This is a genomic window from Daejeonella lutea (assembly GCF_900168015.1).
Taxonomy (GTDB): domain Bacteria; phylum Bacteroidota; class Bacteroidia; order Sphingobacteriales; family Sphingobacteriaceae; genus Daejeonella; species Daejeonella lutea.
This window is the reverse complement of sequence record NZ_FUYR01000005.1, coordinates 138,264-157,066: the sequence shown is the minus strand read 5'-3', so window position 1 is coordinate 157,066 and position 18,803 is coordinate 138,264. Positions and strand designations below refer to the sequence as shown.

Below are 18,803 nucleotides of genomic sequence, written 5' to 3'. Positions count from 1 at the left end.
CTTTGAGTAATTGAATTCAGCGTCTTCATTTCGCTGGAAGTTCATTTAAGTAAGTTATTAATGAAAAGAATTTTAGTGACCGGTAGTAATGGCTTATTAGGTCAGAAACTAACTGATATTAGCTTGCTTGACGAAGAGATTGAACTCATTGCCACGGCAGTAGGAGAGAACCGGCATCCTGTCAAGTCTGGATATATTTATGAAGAGTTTGACATTCGTGATGGTGGGCGCCTAAGCGAACTAATCGAAAAATACAGACCTGATGCGGTGATTAATACCGCGGCAATGACTAATGTCGATACATGTGAAGCCGAGCGAAGTATTTGCAAATCACTTAATGTGGATGCCGTGGCTACCATGAGTTCAGTTTGTGAGAAAAATGATGTCCATTTGATCCATATTTCCACTGATTTTATTTTCGATGGAGAAGACGGTCCTTACGCTGAGGATGCGGAGCCGAACCCACTGAGTTATTATGGAGAAACAAAACTTCAGGCCGAGGAATTGTTGAAGCTTTCCAAGGGGCGGTGGACAATCCTACGTACCATCATTGTTTATGGCATTGTCAGCGACATGAGCAGAAGCAATATAGTGCTTTGGGCCAAAGGGGCGCTGGAGAAAGGGCTCCCGATCAACGTTGTAAACGATCAGTGGAGGATGCCGACTTTGGCCGAAGATCTTGCGCTGGCCTGTATCCTTGCGGTTAAAAAGGAAGCTCAAGGTGTTTACAATACCTCAGGCAAAGATTTGATGAGTATCCTCGAAATTGTGGAGCGGGTAGCTGATTTTTACGAACTGGATAAATCATTGATCAATCCCATTTCGGCCGAAAGCCTAAATCAGGCGGCAAAGAGACCGAAGAAAACAGGATTTATTTTAGATAAGGCTATTCATGAACTGGGCTATCAACCCAAATCCTTCGAAGAGGGAATTCGGATTTTGGACGAACAGTTTAGACGAAACACCACCTGATCAGTAAGCTGTGACAGATGTAGTAGTAAAACATTTCATGAATTTTAATATTTACAGAAAATAAGCATCATTATGACATTATCTACAGGGCAACAGGCTCCCGTGTTTAAATTATTTAGTTCCGATTTGAAGGAAACTTCATTAGAGGATTACAAAGGCAAGAAGGTCGTTATACATTTCTTTCCCATGGCATTTACAGGAGTTTGCACCACACAACTTTGTACCATGCGCGACACTTTCGGCTACTACAACGATCTTGGTGCAGAGGTCGTCGCGATCTCTGTTGATTCGCCGTTTACACTCGCAAAGTTCAAAGAAGAAAATAATTATCAATTCCCTCTGCTTTCTGATTTTAATAAGGAAGTGTCGCAGGCTTATGGAGCCTATTATGATGAATTTGTATTTCATTTAAAGGGAGTAGCCAAGAGGGCTGCGTTCGTTTTAGACGAAAACCATACAGTTCAATATGCTGAGGTGTTGGAATCAGCAGGCGACTTGCCGGATTTTAACGCGATTCGCGATGCTATAAATCAATAGAGAATCAATGTTGCTGAGCGAGTGAGAGAAAAATCACTACTATTTTCAAAAAACTTATGGTAGTTTGAAAAGAAAGCATATTTTTGCAGTCCGTTAAAAAAGGCACCTGTAGCTTAATTGGATAGAGCACCTGACTACGGATCAGGAGGTTAGGGGTTCGACTCCCTTCAGGTGCACATAGTAAAAAGCCTTTTCGACCATCACACGGAAAGGCTTTTAAAATTTAAAATAAACCTATTCTTGTCACCCATTCCGTACTGGTGATACCAGAAGGAATGAAATTTAGATCATTCGAATGCTGAACTTAGTATTGTTTGGCCCTCCGGGCGCTGGTAAAGGAACTCAATCCGAGAAGTTAATTCAAAAATACAATCTGGTTCATTTATCAACGGGCGATATCTTAAGAAGTGAAATTACACAAGGCACTGAATTAGGTCTGGAAGCAAAGAAATTGATGGATCAGGGTATCCTGGTTCCCGATCAGGTTGTTATCGGAATGATCAGTAATAAGCTTGATTCTAATAAGGATGCCACAGGGTTTATCTTTGATGGTTTTCCTAGGACTGTTGCGCAGGCGGAAGCCTTGGATGAACTTTTAAAAAGCAAGTCTGCTGCAATTTCCGGGATGGTTGCTCTGGTAGTTGACAACGAGGAACTGGAGAAGCGCCTTTTAAACCGGGGTAAGGATTCTGGGCGCCCGGATGATGCTAATCCTGAAGTGATACGCAAACGTATTGTTGAATATAATTCTAAAACAGCACCTGTAGCCAACTACTATAAAGATCAGGATAAATTTACGAGCATTAATGGTATTGGTACCGTCGATGAAATATTCGGATCTATCTGCAAGGTTGTAGATACCTTTTAATAAACCAGGGTACCCTAAATTGCATCCTTTCTTCTTTAATTAGCATGCATTTTGCTCTCTGTTAAATAAATAAACAATGTCTCAGAGTTCAAATTTTGTTGATTACGTAAAGATCTGCTGCCGATCAGGTCATGGCGGAGCGGGGTCATCCCATTTGCACCGAGATATTTTAACGTCAAAAGGGGGACCTGATGGCGGGGATGGAGGGCGTGGAGGTCATATCATCTTAAAAGGAAACAGCCAGCTCTGGACACTTCTTCACCTTAAATACAGAAAGCATATTATTGCCGAAAATGGTTTGCCTGGTTCCAGTGGGCAACGATCCGGCAGAACAGGAGAAGATGAAATACTGGAAGTACCTCTTGGAACTATTGCCAGAAACGCTGAAACAGGGGAAGTATTATTTGAGATCACCAAAGATGGAGAGACGAAGATATTAACTTCCGGGGGTCGCGGGGGATTAGGAAACTGGCATTTCAAAACTTCTACTAAACAAACTCCGAGGTATTCTCAGCCGGGTGAGCCCGGTAAGGAGGAATGGATGGTTCTCGAATTAAAAATCCTTGCTGATGTTGGACTTGTTGGATTTCCAAATGCTGGTAAATCGACATTGCTTTCCGTGGTGTCAGCAGCAAAGCCTGAAATAGCTGATTATGCATTTACCACGCTTGTTCCAAATCTTGGAATAGTTTCCTATCGGAATAGTAAGTCATTTGTGATGGCTGATATACCAGGAATCATCGAAGGTGCGTCCAAAGGCAAGGGCCTAGGCATTCGCTTCTTAAGACACATCGAGCGTAATTCAGTTCTTTTATTCCTTGTGCCATCTGATACAAGCCGCACCATCAAAGAAGAGTATTCTATTCTGCTCAACGAACTGGAGCAATATAACCCGGAACTTATGCAAAAGCCTAGAGTGCTGGCAATAAGTAAATCAGATATGCTTGACGACGAGCTAATTTCTGAGATGAAGGCTGATCTCCCTGATCTGCCAGTTCTTTTCATCTCATCTGTAGCCCAAAAGGGATTGCTTGAGCTGAAAGACCTTCTCTGGAAGGTCATCAATAGCTAAACTTTACCATCTAGACCAATAATTTTTTATTGAGTCGACAAGGTATTTGTCGTCATGATGACAAAATCCTACAAAATGCGTGCGTTCTAAACAATTTTCTCTTTTTTCCCTTTTAACATCATGACATCAGAGCAAGAAACCCTGGAAGAGACCGGCTTGATATATGCGAGCGATTCAAGTGCCGGAATAAGCAGAAAGAAATACGGAAATGAATTCGTCTACTTTGATAAAAAAGGCAATAAAGTAACAGATGAAAAGATTCTTGATCGAATAAAGAAGTTGGTTATTCCTCCGGCGTGGACGGAAGTTTGGATCGCTGAAAAAAAAAATGCCCACCTTCAGGCAACTGGTATTGATGCGGCTGGTCGAAAGCAATACAAGTACCATCACGATTGGGCACGGCACCGGAATGAAACAAAATACTTTCGTCTGCTTGAATTCGGGAACAAACTCCCAGAATTCCGGAAAAATATAGCCAAAGACCTCAGAAGAAAAGAGCTTGACGAACGTAAAGTACTTGCCATATCGGTGAATATGATGCAAAAAACTTTGATTCGAATCGGGAATGAATCTTACAAGCAATTATATGGGTCTTATGGACTCACAACGCTCAGAGATAAACATGTTAAAATCAATGGGAATTCGTTGAGACTGAGTTTTAAAGGCAAAAAAGGTGTTCTGCATGATATTGATATTTCTGACAGAAGCCTCGCGAGGTTGGTTAAAAAGTGCCGCGACATTCCGGGTCAGGAACTCTTTCAGTATTACACTGCTGATGGAGACAGAAAGTCTATCGATTCGGGGAAAGTGAATAATTATATCAAGGAAATCAGTTGCTGCGACTTTACAGCTAAAGACTTTCGTACATGGGCCGGAACCATGCACACAATGAAACATCTTGCAGAATTTGATTATCCGGAAAATGCAACCCTGAAGAAAAAAATCATTGTTACAGCGATTGATCAGGTTGCGGCGAAACTCGGTAACACCAGAGCGATATGTAAAAAATCTTACGTTTTCCCAGCCTTACTTGATGAGTACGAAAATGGCAGTCTTTTACCTTACCTGAAAAAATTGTCAAGATCATCAAAGATTGCCGGTGAGAATGGACTCAACCACGATGAGAAAATCTTGTTAAGTTTCTTAAAAGCTGAAAAGAAGAAGAAGTCGGTTTCCAGAACTAAATAATGGCGGAACAGGAAATCTTCCTAAATAGCGTAATGCCATAAAAGGCATAGATATTCGTTTTTAGTCCTTTGCCGGTATTTTTACTGAATTTACCGGTTGTTCGTCGGTCTCGCGCCTTTTGGAAGGATTATCGAACTCCGCTTCATCTTTTGTGTAAATTTTGTCCTTCGCTTTCACGACAGCCTCATTGTCGTCTTTTGGATTTTTTACATTTTTCCTTTTGGAATCCTGCGGAAGGAAATTTTCCGGTTTTTCGCTTTCGTTATTCATGTTTTATCAACAACTAACAGGAAACAATGTTTCGCCTTCAAGCTGTCAGTTCACTTGATTTTGCAAGCATGTTTATAAAGTCAAATACCTTATCAGTTTCGACAATGTAATCGACCTCCATTTTGTCGAGTGCCTTTTGAGGCATGTAGGATACCTCCGCAGTTTTTGGGTCTTGTACAGCAGTTATGCCCTGGAGTGTTTTCACTAGTTCAAGCCCTTCAACTCCGTCGGCACTGGCACCTGACATGAGCAGGCATGCTAACCTATCTTTATAAGTTTCAGCCGCAGTCTGAAAGGTTATATCGATGCATGGCCGGGAGAAATTGACTTTTTCGGAATAGTCGAGTGAAAGTGTGTGATCATTTTCAATCAACAAATGATAATCTGCAGGAGCGACATAAATACAACCAGCTTTTATGAGTTCTTTTTCATTTGCCTCTATCACAGTTATTTTCGTTTTTGCAGAAAGCAGGTCGATAAGAGTTGTATCGGTATTTTGTTTCCGGTGAAGAACAAGAATAATTGCAAATGGAAGGTCAGTTGTCAATTGAGGAAATGCTTTTAAGATTACCTCAAGGCTTCCAGCAGAACCACCAATAACTAACAAGTCAATACGGGATTTATTTATACTTTCCGCCATATCTTTTCGGAATTTAGTTGCCTGAAATTTGAAGCTATGGAAGAGAAACGTAATGTTTCCTTGGTTCCAAGAGCAAGGAATCCTAAATTTTCAAGGCTTTGGTCGAACAAATTGAAAACCTTTGCCTGGAGATCTTTGTCAAAATAGATTAGTACGTTTCTGCATAAAATCAGTTGAAATTGGTTGAAGGAATGATCGGAAACCAGGTTGTGAGTTGAAAATATCATTTTCGATCTCAGGCTTTCATCGAATTTTGCAAGATTGTAGTTTGCCGAATAATAACTTGAGAACTCGTGTTTGCCGCCGGATAGGATATAATTTTCGGAGTACTGTTTCATCTGGCTTAGTGGAAACATACCTTTTTCGGCTTTCTCTAACACCTCGGGATTAATGTCGGTGGCATACAGCAATGACTTGTCAAACAAATTTAATTCCTTAAGCACAATGGCAACCGAATAGGCCTCTTCGCCGGTAGAACAGCCTGCAAGCCAAATCCTTATGAACGGGTAGGTGCCGAGGTGAGGGAAAACTTGTTCACGTAATGCCTTATAGAATCCCGGATCACGGAACATTTCGGTTACGTTTACTGTGATTTGTTCTACAAAACGTTTACTGTAAGGAGCATCATTTCTTAAATGATATCTAAATTCGGCGAAACTTGGAAATTTATCCAAACTATAGAGCCTGTTTATCCTGCGTTTTATCGAGGCTTTGGAATAGTTGGTAAAATCATAGCCGTATAATTCCAGAAGATCGTTCAAAAGGATCTCAATTTCTTCGTCTCTTATCGCACTTTCCTGCACCCAAATTAATTTAAATGTTCGTTCAAAATGGCGGTGAGGTAATCGACATCAATTGGTTTCGATGCATAATTATCCGCTCCTGCCGCAAGTGTTTTTTCTCTATCACCTACCATTGCCTGAGCGGTAACCGCGATAATAGGAATGCCTGCAATTTCCTGATTACTCCTGATCTGGTCTATGGCTTCATACCCATCCATTTCTGGCATCATCATATCCATCAGGACTATACCAATCTCGGGGTCGCTGGTTAACAAGCCTATGCCTTCGATTGCTCCCGAAGCTGATACACACTGAAAACCCCGTGCTTTTAATACGGCGGATAAAGCAAAAATATTCCGGCTGTCGTCGTCTATAATTAGAACTTTCTTCTTTGAAGCCATTCCTTCTACAGTATTATCTTTTAATGTTATTTGTCATACAGCCAAACTCTGAGGAGTGAAATAAGCTGGTCGATATCAACCGGTTTCGATATATAATCCGAGGCTCCAGCTTTTATACATTTCTCCCGGTCGCCCATCATTGCTTTTGCAGTAACAGCCAGTATGGGCAGTTGTTTGTACTTAGGATTTCGCCTGATTCGGGTAGTGGACTCATACCCGTCCATCTCTGGCATCATCATGTCCATTAGTACGATATCGACCAGCGGATTCTCATCCAATATTTTTAATGCTTCCTTTCCGTCAATGGCGGAAACTACTTGCATGTTGTGTTTTTCAAGCGCCTTTGTTAATGAAAAGATATTTCGGACATCATCATCAGCAATTAGGACGGTTTTTCCCTTAAGCACTTCATCCATACCTCCCAGCGTCTTTGTTCGTGTTGGGTTTTTGGCTTTTTTATTATCCTCGACAACGTGAAGGAATAATCCAACCTCATCTAAAATTCGTTGGTAGGAGTGCGCAGTTTTGACCACAATAGAATCTGCATACTGCTTGATTTTATTCTCTTCGCCCTTTGAAAGGTTTTTCCCAGTGAAAATGATAATAGGGAGATTTTCCAAGCCCGGGCTAGATTTGACTAGCTCAAGGGTTTCATAAGCATTTTGATCTGGAATACCCATGTCAAGAATCACACAGTCTACTTCGTTCTTGTTGAGCAAATTTATACCCTCACTTACCGTTCCGCTGATCTCGGAATTGATGTTGAAGTTGCTGAGGAAATAACCCAAGGCCTTGGCATGTTTGGGATTTTCTTCAATGATCATCACTTTCTTTGGATGCCGGCTCAAAGCTTCTTCAAGTTTTTTGAAGATTTGATTCATGTCATCAAGGGCAATTGGTTTATTGATAAAATCAACTGCCCCCTTCATCAGACTTTCTTTTTTAACCTCCATAGAAGACATGATGTGCACCGGGATATGGCGGGTAGACGGGTTAGACTTTAATTCTTCCATTACTTCCCAGCCGTCTTTTACGGGGAGCTGAATGTCAAGGAGAATTGCTATTGGCTTATACAACGCGGCCATTTCCAGTCCCTGATCACCGCGGACAGCAACAACACCCTTGTAATTCTGTTTCCTGGTATAGTCGAGGAGAGCTTTGGCGAAAACCGTGTCATCCTCTACAATCAGAATGATCTTGTCATCATCTTTCAAATTATTTCTATCATCTTCAATTTCATTAGGAATTACCTCAGCTCTAAAGCGCTCGGGAACTTTAATCTTAGGTTCGTCTTCAGTAACAAGTACTGGTGCTGGTAATTTAATACTAATGTTATTCTTTGTCGAGGGAATGTAGACGGTAAAATCACTGCCTTCACCAGGTTTGCTGAACAGCCGTATCTCGCCGCCCAGTAACTTTGAAAGTTCGCGGCTGATCGACAAACCTAAGCCGGTTCCGCCGAATTTTCGGCGCGTAGACCCATCGGCCTGTTGGAATGCTTCAAACACCTGCTGCTGTTTTTCTTTCGGAATCCCAATGCCGGTATCTTTAACACTAAACTGTATCAAGTTTGAATTGTCCGGCTGTGAAATATTTAATTTTATCGACCCTTTTGACGTGAACTTCAAGGCATTGGATAGCAGATTTTTTAAAATTTGTTCGAGTCTTAACTTATCCGTGACAATCAGCTCCGGAGCTGAGGGTTCTATGATTAATTGTAGATCAATGCCTTTTTCCCGGGCAAGTGGATCGAATAATGATCTTAAGTCATTGGTGATCTCCTTTAAAGTCACAGAACGTAATTCAAGATCCATCTTTCCGGATTCAATCTTTGAAAGATCGAGAATCTCATCAATGAGACTTAGCAGGCCTTGTCCGGCGCTTTGAATGACCTGAGCATATTCAACTTGTTCTTTATCGAGATCTTTGTTTTCAGACATAAGTCTTGATAGTAGCAGAATAGAATTTAGCGGTGTGCGAAGTTCATGCGACATGTTCGCCAGGAATTCGGACTTGTATTTAGTGCTTAGCTCCAGTTGCTCTGCTTTTTGTTGGATATCAAGGTTCCGTTCAACAATGATTTGATTTTTTTCTTCGAGAAGCCTGCTGCGTTCTTCAAGCTCCTGATTACTTTGAAGCAATTCTTCCTGCTGAACTCTCAATTCTTCTTCTGATGCCTGGATCTTTTGGGTTTGAGTCTCGAGTTCCGTATTAAGGTTTTCCAACTCACTGTGTTGAGTTTGCAATTCTTCGGCCTGGGCTTGTGTCTCCTCAAGAAGTTCCTGCTGCATTTTTCTTATCTGAGAAGTATAGAGCGCAATTCCAATGTTATTCACCACTGATGACATAAATTCAAGAATGCTTTCTGAAATTTCGTTCAATGCCCCAAGCTCGATAACGCCTACCATTCGATAATCATGATAAACTGGAATTGCAGCAATGCTGGCAGGCTTCACGTCTCCAAATGCAAAACTGATAATAATATTTTCTGCAGGGATATTGTTAATTACTACTGGTCTGCCGGTTTGTGCACATTGTCCAACCACACCCTCCCCAAGATTTACGTATTGCCTTTTCGCTTGATTGTCAATTGCAAAACTTCCGGCTAGTTTCAGCTTTTCGTCTTCCAGCATGTAAAATGCAGCCACCTGGCTATTGGTAAATTCTGCAATAAATTGAATCGTGTCATTTGTTAGCTGGTCTATATTCTTTTCTCCGACCATTATTTCATTTAGTCGCGCAATACCCCCCTGAAGCCACTCTTTATGACGGAGTTGAGTAAACGATGCATCGAGTGACTCTGCCATTTTATTCAATGCGAATGAAAGGCTGCCCAGATCATCCTTTTCGGTGTCGTTAACCCGAATTTTGTAGTCTCCGCCGGATATTTTATCAGCGATATCCTGAATTATTGCAATTCTGTTGCGGATTTCCAAGTCTTTTGCTTCCAGATCCTTCTGAAGCTTAGTTTTCTCGGCGAAATCGTTACTGACCTTTAAGTAAAAGAAGATGGTAATAAGCAGGGATAGTATAGCTGCAATGATTATGAGAACAGGAGTGTATGATGCAAATCTGTTCATTGCGGCTGTCCGTTCTGCAAGGAGGTTTTCTTCGGTGGTTTTCATTGCGGCGGAGTGTATGCGCAACTCATCCATCATGTTTTTACCCTCTTCAAGAAATGTTATGTTAATAGGATCATCGGCTCTCCTCATTTCTACAAGTCGTTTCATAAAGAAAATTCGTCTTGTTAGCAGCTGTTTAAGGTGATCGCAGTTTTTTTGCTGAACCGGGTTGTCAGCGACCAGAATTTTAACCTTTGTCCATGCAGCCATTGCATTTTCGGTAACGCCGTTATAACGCTCCAGGAAATTTTCGTCGCCCGAAAGCAAATAACCCCGCTGGGCGGTTTCTGCGTCACGCATTATCGCCATAATTTCATCAAGTCCCTGAATTACCTGATTTGTATGATTTACCAGTTTAGAGCTGTTGAGAAGAGCCCTGATACTGATAAATGACGCTGCGGAACTAAGAATTAAAACCAGAAGTGATAAGCCAAAGCCAATCTGAATGTTTCTTTTAAATGTAGATCTCATAGAGTTATTTAAATTTTCTCTGAACTTGACATATTGGATGAGTTTAGTGGAATTCTGAACCAGAATTCAGATCCTTTTCCAGGTGAGCTGACAACTCCACAAGTTCCATCATGGCGTTTTATGATTTCTGAGCAGATATACAGGCCGATTCCCAGACCCTGAAAGCGTGTAGCAGACCCTTCTACCCTGTAGAATTTTTCAAATAGCTGTGACTGCATCTCTTTGGGGATTCCAATTCCGAAATCCCGCACTTTGAATTGTATTTCTTTATTCCCGTTGATGGAAGTTTCGACATGAACCTCTTTGCAATCCGGCGAATATTTTATCGCATTTGTTAGATAATTAATTATTACCTGCTCAATCCGCATTTCATCGCCAAAAACTTGTGCCTCGACGGTTTTTTTCTGAATGATGATACAGTCCTGTGTTTGCTGAACGGTATCGATCGCACTTTGCAGCATTGCATTGAAATCAAATTCTATTTTATTGAATTCGATTTTACCATTTTCGATTTTCGAGATATCCAGTAAGTCGCCAATGAGATTTTCCAGTTTTCCTAATTGTAAGTTCGTCCTTCCTAAATAATTGTCAACTGCTTTGTCTTCGTATTTCTTCAGGGAGCGTTGAAGGAGCTGAACATAACCAATAATACTTGTCAGGGGTGTTTTGAGCTCGTGGCTGGCGATACTAATGAATTCATCCTTTTTGTTTTCAGCCTCCTTCCTGGATTCAATTTCGGTCAGGAGAGCCGACTGAATCTTAGTAAGTTCCTGATTTTGCTGATAAAGCCGGTAAAAGGTCTTCACTTTTAGGAGCAATATGTCCGGATCAAAGGGCTTTGTCACATAATCAAGTCCGCCAGACGCATATCCTTTTGTGATAAATTTCTTGTCAGTATTTACGGCGGAAAGAAAAATAATAGGGATATCTTTTGTTTTACTGTAACCGGAGATTGTTTCAGCGACCTCGAAACCATCCATTCCTGGCATCTGCACATCAAGAATGATCAGGAAATATGAATTCTTTAATATTTTTTTCAGCGCCTCTTCGCCGGATAAGGCGGTGTCAACTGAAAAGCCATGTAACTCAAGTATTTTCTTCAGAGAAAATAAGTTCTCTGGGGTATCATCAACAATTAAAATCATTTTTGTATTGCGGCATGAGAGCTATTAATCAAACTGGAGGTGTGGGATAAACTTATAAAAATATTGCGAATGAAACGTGATTATTCTAAACTCAAACCTCTAATAACGAAGATTGTTTCGGGCCGATGCAATTTTACTGAAGGTTTATCGCCCAATGTGATAACTTTGGGCACTTGTTAATAATATATGAAAGTTGCAATAAATGGTTTTGGGCGTATTGGCAGGATTACCCTTCGTGCTTTACTTGAAAAAACAGGAATCGAAGTTGTTGCAATTAACGACCTTACAGATACTGCTACCCTGGCCCATCTTTTTAAATATGACTCCGTTCATCGTGGTTTTAACGGGAAAATCAGCGTCAGTGAAAACGGCCTGAATGTTAATGGGAGATCGATACGTGTATTTTCTGAAAATGATCCGTCGAAGCTTCCGTGGAAAGATTTGTCTGTTGATCTTGTAATCGAATCCACCGGTAAATTTACCACTGGAGAACTTGCATCTGCCCATCTTCAGGCGGGGGCAAAGCAGGTTTTATTGTCTGCACCATCAGGAGACAGGGATCTGCCAACCGTAGTGTTGGGAGTAAATGACGATTTGGTTGATCTCAATTCTCCGATTATCTCAAATGCATCATGCACAACAAATAATGTTGCAGCCATGGTTAAGGTTTTGGACGACAACTGGGGTGTGGTTACTGGATACATTACAACTGTTCACTCGATGACGGGGGATCAAAATCTACATGATGCTCCTCATCGCGACCTTAGAAGAGCAAGAGCAGCCTCCGCATCGATAATTCCAACTACCACCGGAGCGGCAAAGGCTATTACCAATATCTTTCCGCATCTCGACGGTAAATTGGGAGGTGCAGGAATTAGAGTACCGGTCTTGAACGGATCATTAACAGATTTTACATGTATTTTAAAAACTGTTCCCACCGCTCAGGACATTAACGTGGCCTTTCAAAATGCGTCTGAGGGGTTTCTAAAAGGTGTTTTAGAGTATACATCAGATCCAATAGTATCAGTAGATATTCTCGACAACCCCCATTCATGCATTTTTGATTCTGAACTTACTTCAGTTGTGGGAGATCTGGTGAAAGTTGTAGGATGGTATGATAATGAATCAGGATATTCAAATCGCCTTGCCGATCTGGTAGTCAAAATAGCGCTACTCAATGCAAGATAATTAGGCCGGCTTAATGATAAAATTCATTACAACTGATCAGACTCTGGACTTGCGGAGCGCAGAATTAAGATGGGGTCTTGATAGAAATCTATGTCGTTTTGACGGCGATGAGGATGAAGGAACGTTCCATGTAGGGTATTTTGTAAACGAAAACATTGTAAGTGTTGCCACGTTTCACAGGCAGGTCCGGGAAGGTTTCGTTGGTCAGGGATATCAGTTACGAGGGATGGTGACTCACCCTGACTTTCAGAGAAAAGGTATTGGTAACCAACTTTTAAATTTTTCTATTGTTTACCTCAAAGGACAAGGAGTAAATTATTTGTGGTGTAACTCAAGGAAGATTGCCTATAAATTTTATCAGGGGATTGGATTTGAATTTATATCAGATGAATTTGAGCTGCCAAAAATTGGTCCTCATAGAGTAATGTACCTTAAAATCAATTAAAGCTAAAAAATAACCCATCGGGTATTAGAAAATAAAATATGAAGACAATCGATTACATTAATTTTTCAGGTAAGAAAGCACTAGTACGAGTTGATTTTAATGTTCCTCTGGACGAGCACTTTAATATAACTGATGACAATAGAATAATGGGTGCAATCCCTACGATTGAGAAGATACTTAAGGATGGTGGATCAGTGATTTTAATGTCGCACCTGGGCAGGCCGAAAGATGGTCCTGTAAAGAAATATTCATTAAGTCACGTGATAAAGCATCTATCACTGCTACTCAATAGAGAGGTGAAGTTTGCAGAAGATTGTATCGGTAAAGAAGCCAAAAGTTTTTCGGAAAATTTAAAAGCAGGGGAGGTTTTGCTTCTCGAAAATTTAAGATTCTACAAAGAAGAGGAGAAAGGTGATGAATCGTTTGCAAAAAAACTTGCATTACTTGGTGATGTGTATGTGAATGATGCCTTCGGAACGGCTCACCGGGCACATGCTTCTACAGCCATTATTGCAAAATTCTTCCCGGAGGCTAAATATTTCGGTTACCTGATGGCGGGTGAGCTTGCAAATGCAGAAAAAATCCTCAATCATGCCGAGAAGCCGTTTACAGCAATAATGGGAGGGGCTAAAGTTTCTGATAAAATCGAGTTGATAGATCAGCTGCTTAAGAAAGTCGATAATTTAATTATTGGTGGTGGTATGGCTTATACGTTTGCGAAAGCGCAGGGTGGAAAGATCGGCAAATCGCTTGTCGAAGATGATAAACTTGATCTTGCAGTCGAACTAATAGCGAAAGCTAAGAAGAAGAAAGTAAACCTTTTATTGCCTGTAGATTCGATCATCGCGGATGCATTTTCTGAAGACGCGAAAACAGGGAAATCCAAAAATGATAATATTAAGGATGGCTGGATGGGTCTGGATATTGGTCCTGAATCCATAAAATCATTCGTGAAAGTGATTAAGGAATCAAAAACAATTCTTTGGAACGGGCCCATGGGTGTTTTTGAAATGGAGAAATTTCAGGAAGGTACTAAAGCAGTTGCTGAAGCAGTGGTGGACGCGACAAAGAATGGGGCATTCTCTCTCATAGGTGGCGGTGATTCAGCTGCAGCAGTAGCTAAATTCGGTTTCAATGATGATGTGAGTTATGTTTCTACCGGCGGTGGTGCATTGCTTGAATACATGGAAGGAAAAGAACTTCCAGGAGTCAAGGCCATAAATTCTGAGAGTTAAACCTAGGGGTAAAACACCCGTAAGTGTTTTGGGATGCCACAATCTCACTCCTAGCCACAGTATCTATCCGCTGTTCTTTTGTTAGATCGTAAAAGGACATAAATTAATTCGAAAAATCGGAGACGAACTCACAAGAAATTGCTGATTTAACTCGTCCGTCCGGCTAATTTCAGTAATTTATTTTCTGATACAACTAATATTCTTGTACTTTTAGTGACAAAGTACTTTTGTATGAAAGAAAAAGATGTTTACGCTGAACTAAGCTCAATTAGAAATCTGATGGAGCGGTCGTCAAAGTTTATTTCACTGAGCGGCTTGTCAGGCATTTTAGCCGGTATTTATGCACTCGCTGGATCAGGATTGGGATATTTTCTTATTCATAGCGCACTGGGGACTGATTCCGGTGCAGGGCCTTTCGAAAAGCCTTTGATCTTTTGGCAATTGTTCATGATTGCCCTTGCGGTATTGTTCTTTTCCGTTGTCACGGCTTGCTGGTTAACTATCCGTAAGGCTAAAAGTGTGAATGAGAATGTGTGGAATCCCGTGAGCAGGCGTCTGCTGGCTGCCAGCGGAGTGCCACTAATAACCGGGGGCCTTTTTGTTCTGATTATGCTTTTCAAATCAGAATATATACTTGTAGCTCCCGGATGTCTTATTTTTTACGGTCTTGCCTTATTTGCCGGCAGTCATTATACATATATAGACGTAAAATGGCTAGGCATTTGTGAGATTTTGCTAGGTTTGCTTGCGCTGATAATTCCTGGCCATGGCCTCATTTTATGGACGATTGGATTTGGCTTCCTGCACATTATTTACGGCAGTATTATGCATTTTAAATACGATAGGTGAAGATCTCTCTGGAACAATTTGATAAGGCCTTTGAAAATAGGATAAGGCTCCAGATCATGAGTGTACTCTCAGTGAATACCAGCTATGACTTTAATTCATTGAAAGATTTGCTGCAGGTCACTGACGGAAACCTTGCTTCACACCTGAAGGCCCTGGAAAAAGAGGAGTACATTAGTGTTGTTAAATCATTTATCGGGAGAAAACCGAATACACAATATTCAGCAACTGAGCAAGGTAAGCATGCATTTAAAAGGCATCTACAGGCCTTGGAAAATTTAATAAAACAGCAGAAATAAGTTCCTATTGTGGTAAAATCACTTCAAAGGTTGCCCCCGCTTGGTCTGAAGTGATGTTGAAGGACCCTCTTAGGCCATCTATCAAATGTTTGACTAAAGCGAGTCCAAATCCATACCCTGCCTCGCCATCTGTACCTTCCGTTGAAGTTGAAGTGCCTTCTATGATGTTATCAATTTGACTTTGAGTGAGTCCGCTGCCGGAATCTGTTACAGAAATTCTTAGAACATTGGGGTTCTCCCGTGCAGTCAAAACGAGATTTACTTGGACATTCCCTCCCTGAGGTGTGAATTTAATGGCATTTGAGATAAGGTTCCCGGTTATCTGCAGCAATTTATTTTTTGGAAATGGAACTGTTTCGGTTTCAGGGCTAATTGAAACAGTGAACTTTATACCTTTTATTTTTGCTTGTGGGACGTATAGTTTTTCTAGTTTCTCTCTGAAGACCCTTAGGTTTAATTCGTCGCCCTTCACCTTTACTGTAGTTTTCTTTTCAGCACTTAGAATCTCATCAGCAAGCTCCAAGATTGAATTCCCGCTTTTATGAATTAAGTTTATAAATTCTAGAACTTCATCCATATTATTGTCTTTCCCCTGTTCACTGATGATCTGAGCCAAGCCGATTATTCCTCCAAGCGGCCCGCGAATATCATGAACGACCTTGTTTTTTGTATCGGTTACTTCGGTAACTTTGTGCCTGAGTAATTCTATTGTCTTGTAGGTCTTGAGTCGATTTACGATCTCTTCAGCAATTATTTTCAATAGCTCTGTTTTTTCAGGAGCCAGTTTTTTTGCACTTCTGTCAAGCAGACACAGGGTACCGATATTGTGACCCTCTGATTTCAGCGGAATGCCATAATAATAGCGGAGGTTAGGATCTTTCGTTACAAACGGCTTTTCCTGGAACCTTGAGTCCATTGAAAGATTCTCTATTTCTAGATGATCCTCCTCCATGATAGTATACTGGCAAACTGTTTCCTCGCGGGGAGTCTGCTGTATTTCCATTCCATGTCCCGAAATAATCCATTGCGTGTAGGAATCGATTAATCCGACTAATGAAATTTCTGTACCAGCAACGCTTGCAGCAAGTTTTGCCAAATCTTTGAACTGATCATCAAAGTTCGAGTAGTCAACATTAAAATCGGAAAGGGTTAGAATTCGGTCCAGTTCGTTTGCTGGAGTCGGAAATTGCGTAGTCATAACGTTTCTTGATAATTACACGATATGGTGGTTTCTCACCAGGGCAATATACGACATTGAGAATAATTGAGTTTTAACGAAAAAAGCTTATTCATTATGATAGTTGATTTCAACGTTGATAAATGCCCTCATCGTCACAAGCAGGGCACTTAAATCAATTAAGGCTCAGGACGGTAATCGTAAAAAACATCCTTATGAAGATGCTGCCAACGGCTTATAATTATCTCAAAATTTCGCTTAAAAACTGTGGAAAACTTTTTTTGTGGGAGATAGTGGTAAAAAGTGGTAAGTTATTTACTTTTACTCTTGAATTAATGAGTGAAGTGCTGTAATGTCCCATTTTTTAGGAGAATTTGATTGTAAACTTGATGCTAAGGGCAGGATGATGATACCATCCAGCCTGAAGAAGCAGCTTCCTGAAGCTGAGCGTGAGGGGCTTGTGATCAATAGGGGCTTTGAAAAGCATCTGGTAATTTATACCAAAAAAGAATGGGATAAGATTACCGGAGAGCTCAGTAAATTGAATTTGTACGAGAAAAAGAGACGTGATTTCGTTCGTTATTTCACTCGTGGGGCAACGGAATTATCACTTGATTCGGCCAATCGAATACTTTTTCCTAAAGGACTGATGGAATATGCTGGTATCACAACGGAGGTTGTTTTGTCGTGCCAGTTGAATAAAATTGAAGTATGGGCTAAAGAGGCTTATGACGCTCAAATGGATAACGAACCTGAGAATTTCGCAAATCTTGCTGAGGAGGTTATGGGCAATTCCGGAAGGGGGCTTGATGACTGAATATCACCAACCGGTTATGCTCCAAGAATGCATTGAAGCTTTAAATATAAAACCTGATGGGATATACGTCGACGTAACTTTTGGCGGCGGCGGGCATTCCCGCGAAATACTAAAACGCCTCGGGCCAGAAGGAAGGCTGCTTGCCTTCGATCAGGATGCTGACGCACAGAAGAATTTACCCAAAGATGATCGATTAACCTTTATTGATCAGAACTTCCGCTATTTGAAAAACAATTGCCGTTTGCAGGGCGCCATTTCTGCAGACGGCATTCTGGCTGATCTAGGTGTTTCATCGCACCAATTTGATCAGCCAGAACGGGGGTTCTCCATTCGCTTTGATGCTGATCTGGATATGAGAATGGATCAAGCTGGCGCGCTTACAGCTAAAGAAGTGGTAAACACTTACTCAGAAGAACAGTTGCATCGAATTTTTGGTATTTACGGGGAAATAAAGAATGCCAGGTCATTGGCCCGTACGATCGTTACTGTTCGATTAAACAAGGCAATACACACTGTCGCCGATCTGAAAAATGCGATTGGGGGATTAATTCCTAAAGGCAAAGAGAATAAGTATCTCGCGCAGGTTTTTCAGGCGCTGAGAATTGAGGTAAATCAAGAGCTCGAAGCCTTAAAAGAATTTCTTGAACAGTCGGTTGATGTTTTAAGAAGTGAAGGTCGGCTGGTGGTGATGTCGTACCACTCCCTTGAAGATAGGCTGGTTAAAAATTTTATTGCAAAGGGAAAATTTCACGGTGAAGTTGATAAGGACTTTTTTGGAAATGCAATTAAACCTCTTGAAAGCTTAACAAGGAAGGCTATAGTCGCTTCGGAACGAGAGGTTAAGGAAAATAATCGCGCCAGAAGTGCGAAACTAAGGATAGCTGTGAAGAATTAAGTTAGGAGACTTGTGAAATATGAGTAACCAATTTAAAAACGAAACTACTGAGGAGGGTGAAGTTGAAAGGGAAGTGCAGCCTGAACCGAAGGAGAAAGCTGAGCTTCCCCGCAACTTCTTTACAATGATGTTTACCGAGGGAGTGATATCAAAGGAGGCAGCGACGGATATGTTACCATTTATCATATTCATAGCTTTTCTCGGGATGATCTACATAGGCAATCGTCATTTTGCTGAAAATAACATTCGTGATATTGATAGGCTTGGTAAGGAAGTCAAAGAGTTAAGCTGGGATTATAAGACCTTGAAAGCAGATCTTATGATGAAAAGCACCCAGACTGAAGTAGCGAAGGAAGTGGATACATTGGGCTTGCAAGAGCCGGTTGAACCTCCAAAGAAGATTGTGATAGCAGAGGGCGAATTTGAATAATAA

General features: G+C 41.0%; 20 protein-coding genes and 1 tRNA gene. 14 read left to right on the top strand and 7 right to left on the bottom strand.

Annotated elements, in window-relative coordinates:
• The first annotated feature begins 60 nt into the window (after positions 1-60).
• The 6 genes from B5X60_RS16700 (at position 61) to B5X60_RS16675 (ending at position 4,637) form a co-directional block, all read left to right on the top strand.
• Positions 61-972, top strand: a complete 912-nt coding sequence (locus tag B5X60_RS16700) for an SDR family oxidoreductase (RefSeq protein ID WP_079703871.1) — start codon at positions 61-63, stop codon at positions 970-972.
• A gap of 72 nt (positions 973-1,044) precedes the next feature.
• Positions 1,045-1,509 (top strand): redoxin domain-containing protein, encoded by a 465-nt coding sequence (locus B5X60_RS16695; RefSeq protein WP_079703870.1) that lies wholly within the window; start codon positions 1,045-1,047, stop codon positions 1,507-1,509.
• A gap of 102 nt (positions 1,510-1,611) precedes the next feature.
• A tRNA-Arg gene (locus B5X60_RS16690) sits at positions 1,612-1,685 on the top strand.
• A 119-nt stretch (positions 1,686-1,804) separates the two neighbouring features.
• Positions 1,805-2,377 carry an adenylate kinase gene (locus tag B5X60_RS16685; protein WP_079703869.1) on the top strand — a complete coding sequence of 191 codons (573 nt, stop codon included), beginning with the start codon at positions 1,805-1,807 and terminating at the stop codon, positions 2,375-2,377.
• A 76-nt stretch (positions 2,378-2,453) separates the two neighbouring features.
• On the top strand, positions 2,454-3,449 hold the full coding sequence (gene obgE / locus B5X60_RS16680; protein WP_079703868.1) for a GTPase ObgE: 996 nt from the start codon (positions 2,454-2,456) through the stop codon (positions 3,447-3,449).
• Positions 3,450-3,569: 120 nt separating this feature from the next.
• Positions 3,570-4,637 (top strand): DNA topoisomerase IB, encoded by a 1,068-nt coding sequence (locus B5X60_RS16675; protein WP_079703867.1) that lies wholly within the window; start codon positions 3,570-3,572, stop codon positions 4,635-4,637.
• A 60-nt stretch (positions 4,638-4,697) separates the two neighbouring features.
• Here the strand turns inward: B5X60_RS16675 and B5X60_RS16670 are convergent, their stop codons facing one another.
• From B5X60_RS16670 to B5X60_RS16645, 6 genes are read right to left on the bottom strand one after another with little or no spacing between them, the layout of a single operon-like run.
• The gene (locus B5X60_RS16670; RefSeq protein ID WP_079703866.1) at positions 4,698-4,907 is read right to left on the bottom strand and encodes a hypothetical protein; all 210 of its coding nucleotides are present in this window, start codon (positions 4,905-4,907) and stop codon (positions 4,698-4,700) included.
• 37 nt (positions 4,908-4,944) lie between these two features.
• A complete protein-coding gene (locus B5X60_RS16665; RefSeq protein ID WP_079703865.1) occupies positions 4,945-5,547 on the bottom strand; it encodes a chemotaxis protein CheB in 603 nt (200 codons plus the stop codon).
• Positions 5,532-6,356 (bottom strand): CheR family methyltransferase, encoded by an 825-nt coding sequence (locus B5X60_RS16660; RefSeq protein ID WP_407641471.1) that lies wholly within the window; start codon positions 6,354-6,356, stop codon positions 5,532-5,534. Before B5X60_RS16660 ends, B5X60_RS16665 begins: the two co-directional genes overlap by 16 nt.
• Positions 6,356-6,730, bottom strand: coding sequence for a response regulator (locus tag B5X60_RS16655; protein WP_079703863.1), 375 nt, complete (start codon positions 6,728-6,730; stop codon positions 6,356-6,358). The genes B5X60_RS16660 and B5X60_RS16655 overlap by 1 nt, the downstream gene beginning before the upstream one ends.
• A gap of 26 nt (positions 6,731-6,756) precedes the next feature.
• Positions 6,757-10,323 carry a response regulator gene (locus B5X60_RS16650; protein WP_079703862.1) on the bottom strand — a complete coding sequence of 1,189 codons (3,567 nt, stop codon included), beginning with the start codon at positions 10,321-10,323 and terminating at the stop codon, positions 6,757-6,759.
• A gap of 8 nt (positions 10,324-10,331) precedes the next feature.
• Positions 10,332-11,468 (bottom strand): ATP-binding response regulator, encoded by a 1,137-nt coding sequence (locus B5X60_RS16645; RefSeq protein ID WP_079703861.1) that lies wholly within the window; start codon positions 11,466-11,468, stop codon positions 10,332-10,334.
• Positions 11,469-11,654: 186 nt separating this feature from the next.
• On the opposite strand from B5X60_RS16645, the gene gap reads away from it, so the two are divergent.
• The 5 genes from gap (at position 11,655) to B5X60_RS16620 (ending at position 15,481) form a co-directional block, all read left to right on the top strand.
• Complete coding sequence (gene gap, locus B5X60_RS16640; protein WP_079703860.1) at positions 11,655-12,656, top strand: type I glyceraldehyde-3-phosphate dehydrogenase; 1,002 nt, start codon at positions 11,655-11,657, stop codon at positions 12,654-12,656.
• A 13-nt stretch (positions 12,657-12,669) separates the two neighbouring features.
• The gene (locus B5X60_RS16635) at positions 12,670-13,101 is read left to right on the top strand and encodes a GNAT family N-acetyltransferase (RefSeq protein ID WP_079703859.1); all 432 of its coding nucleotides are present in this window, start codon (positions 12,670-12,672) and stop codon (positions 13,099-13,101) included.
• A gap of 38 nt (positions 13,102-13,139) precedes the next feature.
• Positions 13,140-14,336, top strand: a complete 1,197-nt coding sequence (locus B5X60_RS16630; RefSeq protein ID WP_079703858.1) for a phosphoglycerate kinase — start codon at positions 13,140-13,142, stop codon at positions 14,334-14,336.
• A gap of 231 nt (positions 14,337-14,567) precedes the next feature.
• Entirely contained in the window at positions 14,568-15,185 is a 618-nt protein-coding gene (locus B5X60_RS16625; RefSeq protein ID WP_079703857.1) for a hypothetical protein, read from the top strand.
• On the top strand, positions 15,182-15,481 hold the full coding sequence (locus tag B5X60_RS16620; RefSeq protein WP_079703856.1) for a winged helix-turn-helix domain-containing protein: 300 nt from the start codon (positions 15,182-15,184) through the stop codon (positions 15,479-15,481). Before B5X60_RS16625 ends, B5X60_RS16620 begins: the two co-directional genes overlap by 4 nt.
• A gap of 4 nt (positions 15,482-15,485) precedes the next feature.
• On the opposite strand, the gene B5X60_RS16615 is transcribed toward B5X60_RS16620, so the two are convergent.
• Positions 15,486-16,679 (bottom strand): GAF domain-containing sensor histidine kinase, encoded by a 1,194-nt coding sequence (locus tag B5X60_RS16615; RefSeq protein WP_079703855.1) that lies wholly within the window; start codon positions 16,677-16,679, stop codon positions 15,486-15,488.
• 331 nt (positions 16,680-17,010) lie between these two features.
• On the opposite strand from B5X60_RS16615, the gene mraZ reads away from it, so the two are divergent.
• The 3 genes from mraZ to B5X60_RS16595 are packed head-to-tail and all read left to right on the top strand — an operon-like array spanning position 17,011 to position 18,800.
• The gene (gene mraZ / locus B5X60_RS16605) at positions 17,011-17,475 is read left to right on the top strand and encodes a division/cell wall cluster transcriptional repressor MraZ (protein ID WP_079703853.1); all 465 of its coding nucleotides are present in this window, start codon (positions 17,011-17,013) and stop codon (positions 17,473-17,475) included.
• Positions 17,468-18,370: a 16S rRNA (cytosine(1402)-N(4))-methyltransferase RsmH gene (rsmH, locus tag B5X60_RS16600; protein ID WP_079703852.1), complete on the top strand. Its 903-nt coding sequence runs from the start codon at positions 17,468-17,470 to the stop codon at positions 18,368-18,370. The genes mraZ and rsmH overlap by 8 nt, the downstream gene beginning before the upstream one ends.
• A gap of 19 nt (positions 18,371-18,389) precedes the next feature.
• Positions 18,390-18,800: an FtsL-like putative cell division protein gene (locus B5X60_RS16595; RefSeq protein ID WP_079703851.1), complete on the top strand. Its 411-nt coding sequence runs from the start codon at positions 18,390-18,392 to the stop codon at positions 18,798-18,800.
• The last annotated feature ends 3 nt before the right edge of the window (positions 18,801-18,803 follow it).

Excerpts from the sequence above, each read along its gene's own strand:
- B5X60_RS16700 (WP_079703871.1), top strand. The coding sequence starts at position 61 with ATGAAAAGAATTTTAGTGACCGGTAGTAATGGCTTATTAGGTCAGAAA.
- B5X60_RS16695 (WP_079703870.1), top strand. The coding sequence starts at position 1,045 with ATGACATTATCTACAGGGCAACAGGCTCCCGTGTTTAAATTATTTAGT.
- B5X60_RS16685 (WP_079703869.1), top strand. The coding sequence starts at position 1,805 with ATGCTGAACTTAGTATTGTTTGGCCCTCCGGGCGCTGGTAAAGGAACT.
- obgE (WP_079703868.1), top strand. The coding sequence starts at position 2,454 with ATGTCTCAGAGTTCAAATTTTGTTGATTACGTAAAGATCTGCTGCCGA.
- B5X60_RS16675 (WP_079703867.1), top strand. The coding sequence starts at position 3,570 with ATGACATCAGAGCAAGAAACCCTGGAAGAGACCGGCTTGATATATGCG.
- B5X60_RS16670 (WP_079703866.1), bottom strand. The coding sequence starts at position 4,907 with ATGAATAACGAAAGCGAAAAACCGGAAAATTTCCTTCCGCAGGATTCC.
- B5X60_RS16665 (WP_079703865.1), bottom strand. The coding sequence starts at position 5,547 with ATGGCGGAAAGTATAAATAAATCCCGTATTGACTTGTTAGTTATTGGT.
- B5X60_RS16655 (WP_079703863.1), bottom strand. The coding sequence starts at position 6,730 with ATGGCTTCAAAGAAGAAAGTTCTAATTATAGACGACGACAGCCGGAAT.
- B5X60_RS16650 (WP_079703862.1), bottom strand. The coding sequence starts at position 10,323 with ATGAGATCTACATTTAAAAGAAACATTCAGATTGGCTTTGGCTTATCA.
- B5X60_RS16645 (WP_079703861.1), bottom strand. The coding sequence starts at position 11,468 with ATGATTTTAATTGTTGATGATACCCCAGAGAACTTATTTTCTCTGAAG.
- gap (WP_079703860.1), top strand. The coding sequence starts at position 11,655 with ATGAAAGTTGCAATAAATGGTTTTGGGCGTATTGGCAGGATTACCCTT.
- B5X60_RS16635 (WP_079703859.1), top strand. The coding sequence starts at position 12,670 with ATGATAAAATTCATTACAACTGATCAGACTCTGGACTTGCGGAGCGCA.
- B5X60_RS16630 (WP_079703858.1), top strand. The coding sequence starts at position 13,140 with ATGAAGACAATCGATTACATTAATTTTTCAGGTAAGAAAGCACTAGTA.
- B5X60_RS16625 (WP_079703857.1), top strand. The coding sequence starts at position 14,568 with ATGAAAGAAAAAGATGTTTACGCTGAACTAAGCTCAATTAGAAATCTG.
- B5X60_RS16615 (WP_079703855.1), bottom strand. The coding sequence starts at position 16,679 with ATGACTACGCAATTTCCGACTCCAGCAAACGAACTGGACCGAATTCTA.
- mraZ (WP_079703853.1), top strand. The coding sequence starts at position 17,011 with ATGTCCCATTTTTTAGGAGAATTTGATTGTAAACTTGATGCTAAGGGC.
- rsmH (WP_079703852.1), top strand. The coding sequence starts at position 17,468 with ATGACTGAATATCACCAACCGGTTATGCTCCAAGAATGCATTGAAGCT.
- B5X60_RS16595 (WP_079703851.1), top strand. The coding sequence starts at position 18,390 with ATGAGTAACCAATTTAAAAACGAAACTACTGAGGAGGGTGAAGTTGAA.